Source organism: Lyngbya sp. CCY1209, from assembly GCF_035615495.1.
In the GTDB taxonomy this organism is placed as follows: domain Bacteria; phylum Cyanobacteriota; class Cyanobacteriia; order Cyanobacteriales; family Microcoleaceae; genus Limnospira.
Genome location: NZ_JAJENU010000177.1, coordinates 1 through 3,879, shown reverse-complemented (window position 1 = coordinate 3,879; position 3,879 = coordinate 1). Strand labels below are relative to the sequence as shown.

The 3,879-nt window shown below is 59.8% G+C and carries 4 protein-coding genes; 1 reads left to right on the top strand and 3 read right to left on the bottom strand.

From position 1 onward, the window contains the following. Positions 1-70: 70 nt before the first annotated feature. A complete protein-coding gene (locus LKE08_RS02710) occupies positions 71-289 on the bottom strand; it encodes a hypothetical protein (protein WP_324702653.1) in 219 nt (72 codons plus the stop codon). Between the two features lie 26 nt (positions 290-315). Between LKE08_RS02710 and lepB the strand changes: the two genes are divergently transcribed. Beyond that, positions 316-924 carry a signal peptidase I gene (gene lepB, locus LKE08_RS02705; protein WP_324702652.1) on the top strand — a complete coding sequence of 203 codons (609 nt, stop codon included), beginning with the start codon at positions 316-318 and terminating at the stop codon, positions 922-924. A 100-nt stretch (positions 925-1,024) separates the two neighbouring features. Here the strand turns inward: lepB and LKE08_RS02700 are convergent, their stop codons facing one another. Both LKE08_RS02700 and LKE08_RS02695 read right to left on the bottom strand, forming a co-directional pair. Beyond that, positions 1,025-2,329, bottom strand: coding sequence for a dihydroorotase (locus tag LKE08_RS02700; protein WP_324702651.1), 1,305 nt, complete (start codon positions 2,327-2,329; stop codon positions 1,025-1,027). Between the two features lie 71 nt (positions 2,330-2,400). Beyond that, the gene (locus LKE08_RS02695; RefSeq protein WP_324702650.1) at positions 2,401-3,750 is read right to left on the bottom strand and encodes a histidine phosphatase family protein; all 1,350 of its coding nucleotides are present in this window, start codon (positions 3,748-3,750) and stop codon (positions 2,401-2,403) included. Positions 3,751-3,879: the final 129 nt, after the last annotated feature.

Sequence of the window (3,879 nt, the reverse complement as noted above, 5' to 3'; positions counted from 1 at the left end):
CCGTGTGAGGCGAAAGTCTCATGCACGCTTGGAGAATGGGAGGGGGAGAAGGTGACTTCTCTCTCGACCCCTAATGGGGTGCGATCGCCCCAGATCGGTTCCGCTCCCGTCCGGATTTCTGCGGCGATCGCGGGATGGATTTGGTATGATCGGAGACATCACCGAACCCAATCCAGGTATACAACGAGGGTAGGGAGTGCAGTGGAGTCCGCTCCGCCATACTCTGCTCGGGGCAGGTCCCGCTCTCATCAACCCCCCCGCCGTCACCTTCTACAATTCTACTTACCATCAACTCTGTCCTTTGACTGTACGACTATGAGCAGTGTCCCCAATCGAGAGCCAAATGAAAAGAATTCGTCATCGACCCACGAAGAAAATCCCTGGGTCGAAGGATTCAAAACCATCGGACTGAGTATAATTTTGGCTTTGGGTATCCGAACTTTCGTCGCGGAAGCTCGTTATATCCCCTCCGGGTCAATGCTGCCCACCCTGGAGATTGACGATCGCCTGATCATCGACAAATTGGGCTATCGGTTCACCGAACCGCAGCGGGGCGATGTGGTCGTCTTCAATCCGACGGACGAACTCCGCAAACAGTACAAAGATGCGTTTATCAAGCGGATCATCGGCCTGCCGGGGGAAACCGTCGAAGTTCGGGACGGGCAGGTGTTTGTCAACGGCGAACCCCTGCAGGAAAACTACATCGCCGAAGAACCCCAATACAACTGGGGGCCCGATACCGTCCCGGAAGATAGCTATTTGGTTTTGGGCGATAACCGCAACAACAGTTACGATAGCCACTATTGGGGATTCGTCCCCCGCGACCACATCATCGGCCGCGCGATCGTCCGCTTCTGGCCCCTCAACCGGGTGGGCGGCGTCGATCCGGAGCCGCTATATCCCACCTCGCCGATGGAGAAGTAGGGAGTCGGGAATGGGGAATGGGGAATGGGGAATGGGGAATGGGGAATGGGATAGTTTCCCCTCCGCTTCCGGTCGCCTCCCGGTCGCCCCCCTGCCTCCCCTATGCTCCCCAAGTTTCCAGCACCCGTCCGGTGAGTTCCTGCCCCCACCAGGGGGTATTGGCCGATCGCGATTGAATCGTCGTGCCGTTTACGGTCCAACGCTCTCGGGGGTCGAATAAGGTCAACTCGGCGGGGCGGTCGATTTGGAGGCTCGGGGGAGTTTGTTGCCAACAGCGGGCGGGTGCGGTACTCAAGGCCCGCCACAGTTGCAGGGGCGACCATTTTTCCGTTGTAACGAAGGTTTCCCACAGTAACGGTAGCGCCAATTCCAGGCCGATCGCCCCGGGCGGGGTGTCGGCGAAGGCGACGGTTTTTTCTTCGTAGGTGTGGGGGGCGTGATCGACGGCGATCGCATCTAAAATCCCCTCCCCGACGCCTGCAATTAAGGCCGTGCGGTCGGCGGGGTTGCCGAGGGGCGGGTCGAGGTTGAGACTGGGATCGTAGGGGATGGGAAAGGGGGACGAGGGCGATCCGTCGCTGCCGAGAACCCGCCGCCGTTTGCCGCTGACGGCCTCCGTGTCGAACAATAAATGCATCCAGGTGGTGCTGGCGGTGATGGGCAGACCCCGCCGTTTGGCATCCCGGATCAGTTCCACCCCCCGAGCGGTGGAAACCCGCATGATGTGGACGGGGGTTCCCGTCGCCTCCACCAACTCCAAAACGGCGGCGAGGGCGGCGGTTTCGGCGAAGCCGGGGAGGCCGGGGAGGCCGGCGTAGATGGATTCATCCCCCTCCCGCATCACCCCGTTGCTGGCGAGTTGGCGATCGCAGCAGTAGAGGGCGATCGGCACGTTGAGCGGATGGAGATATTCTAAAATCCGGCGCAGCAGGGCGAGGCGTTGCAGGGGATGTCCGTCGGCAAATCCGACAATTCCCGAGCCCGCCAACTCCCCGAGTTCTGTCATCTGTTCCCCCGCCGCACCCCGGGTCATCGCGCCCCACAGGTGGAACCCCGCCGGGACGCGACTTTGCAAGAAACCGACGGTGGCGGGATTGTCGGCCGATGGTATCATGTCCGGCAAGATCCCCAGGCGGGTGAATCCCCCCGCGATCGCCGCCTTTCCCAGGGATTCCAGGGTTTCCCGCTCCTCAAATCCCGGTTCCCCGGTGTGGCTGTAGAGATCGACGAGTCCCGGCCCCAAAACCAGGCACTCCCCATCCCGCACCCGGGTATGATCGGGGTAATCGGCGATCGCGGATGCGACGGCCCGAATCCGACCGTCCGCGATCAGCACATCGGCCACCTGATCCCGCCCCGACTCGGGATCTAAAACCCTGACCTGTTTGAGGAGTTCGTCACTCATGAGCTCTTATCTCACCTCTCCAGCAATTAATAATTATTAATTATTAATTATTAATTGTTAATTATTAATGATCAAAGCGCCCCGGCGGCGGTCTTGTCGAGAATGCTGCCGGACAGGTGGGTGGTGATGTTCATCGCCTGCAAAACCGGGTAGCCGCCGGCGCCGTTGGGGTAGTCGATGACGGTGACGGAACCGTTGCCCTGTTTGAAGTTCCAAAAATGTTCCGGAGACAAACCAAACAACTGGCAGAGGATGGCTTTGTTGACGGCATCGTGGGCGACCACCAAGCCGGTGACGGGTTGGGAATCGTAGGCTTTGACCAGCTTTTTCCAGCCGATCGCCACCCGCTCCCAGACCTGGTTCAGATTTTCCCCTTCCGGCATCTGCACGGTTTCCGGCGCCCGCTTCCACTGATTCAATAAACCGGGATAGTGTTCCTCGATTTCCGACTCAAATTTTCCTTCCCAGAGGCCGTGACTGATTTCGCGGAAATTGTCATCTAACTGGAGGGGGAGATCGGGGTGGTGTTCGAGGATAATTTCAGCCGTTTCTTTCGGGCGGGCCATCGGGCTGGTCAGGGCGAAATCGAGCCGGACATCCTTAAGAAATTCTGAGGCTTTTCGCGCCTGTTCCCGGCCGTTTTCGTTGAGGGGGACGTCAATTTGTCCCTGAAATTGTCCGTTGCGGTTCCACTCGGTTTCCCCGTGGCGGACCAGCAGCAGCCGCGGCCCGCGATGTTCCGGGCGGGGGGTGGGAAATTGGGCGCCGACGTGGGAAGTGAGGTTCATGGACTCCAACTGGACGGCGGCGGGTTTGGGGAGTTCTCCCGGTCCGACGTCGCCGATATTGAGGACGCTGATGCCACAGTTGGACTGCTGGACCGACTGATACAACTCGGGTTTGACCCCCAAAGCCGTGGCGATGAGGGAGCGGTTGATGCCGTTGTGGGCGACGACCAACACCGTCTGGCCGGCGTGGCGGGCGAGGAGATGCCGCCAAAATTGTCGCGCCTGTTCAAAGAGGGATAAAACGGGGAAATGTTGTTTTCCGCCTTCTAGAACCATGGAAAACTCGTGGGGGGTTTCCTGCCAGCGGCGGTAGTCTTCGGAAAAGCGCGTGCGGACTTCCTGGCGTTCGAGTCCGGCCCACAGGGGGAGGTCGATTTCCATGAGCAAATCGGCGGTTTGCAACTCGGGCGCCCGTTCCAGGCGGGAGACAATGAGTTGGGCCGTCTGGCGGGCCCGTTGCAGGGGGCTGCTGTAGATAGCGTCCAGGGGCAGGCCACAGAGCGCGGTTGCGACTCGTTCGGCGTCGTCGCGGCCGCGGTCGGTCAAAACGGAATCGTCCAGGCGGCCCTGGATGCGTTTTTGGGCGTTGTAGGTGCTCTGACCGTGGCGGACAAGAATTACACGGGTCGTCATTTTAGTCAGTCGTCAGTTCTGAGTTGCAAAGTTTTGGACTCGGGCGGGTGAAATTAGGGGTCGAGAGAGAAGTCACCTTCTCCCCCTCCCATTCAGAACCGTGCATGAGACTTTCACCTCACACGGCTC

Coding starts and splice junctions, on each gene's coding strand:
- LKE08_RS02710 (WP_324702653.1), bottom strand. CDS start 289: ATGGTAAGTAGAATTGTAGAAGGTGACGGCGGGGGGGTTGATGAGAGC.
- lepB (WP_324702652.1), top strand. CDS start 316: ATGAGCAGTGTCCCCAATCGAGAGCCAAATGAAAAGAATTCGTCATCG.
- LKE08_RS02700 (WP_324702651.1), bottom strand. CDS start 2,329: ATGAGTGACGAACTCCTCAAACAGGTCAGGGTTTTAGATCCCGAGTCG.
- LKE08_RS02695 (WP_324702650.1), bottom strand. CDS start 3,750: ATGACGACCCGTGTAATTCTTGTCCGCCACGGTCAGAGCACCTACAAC.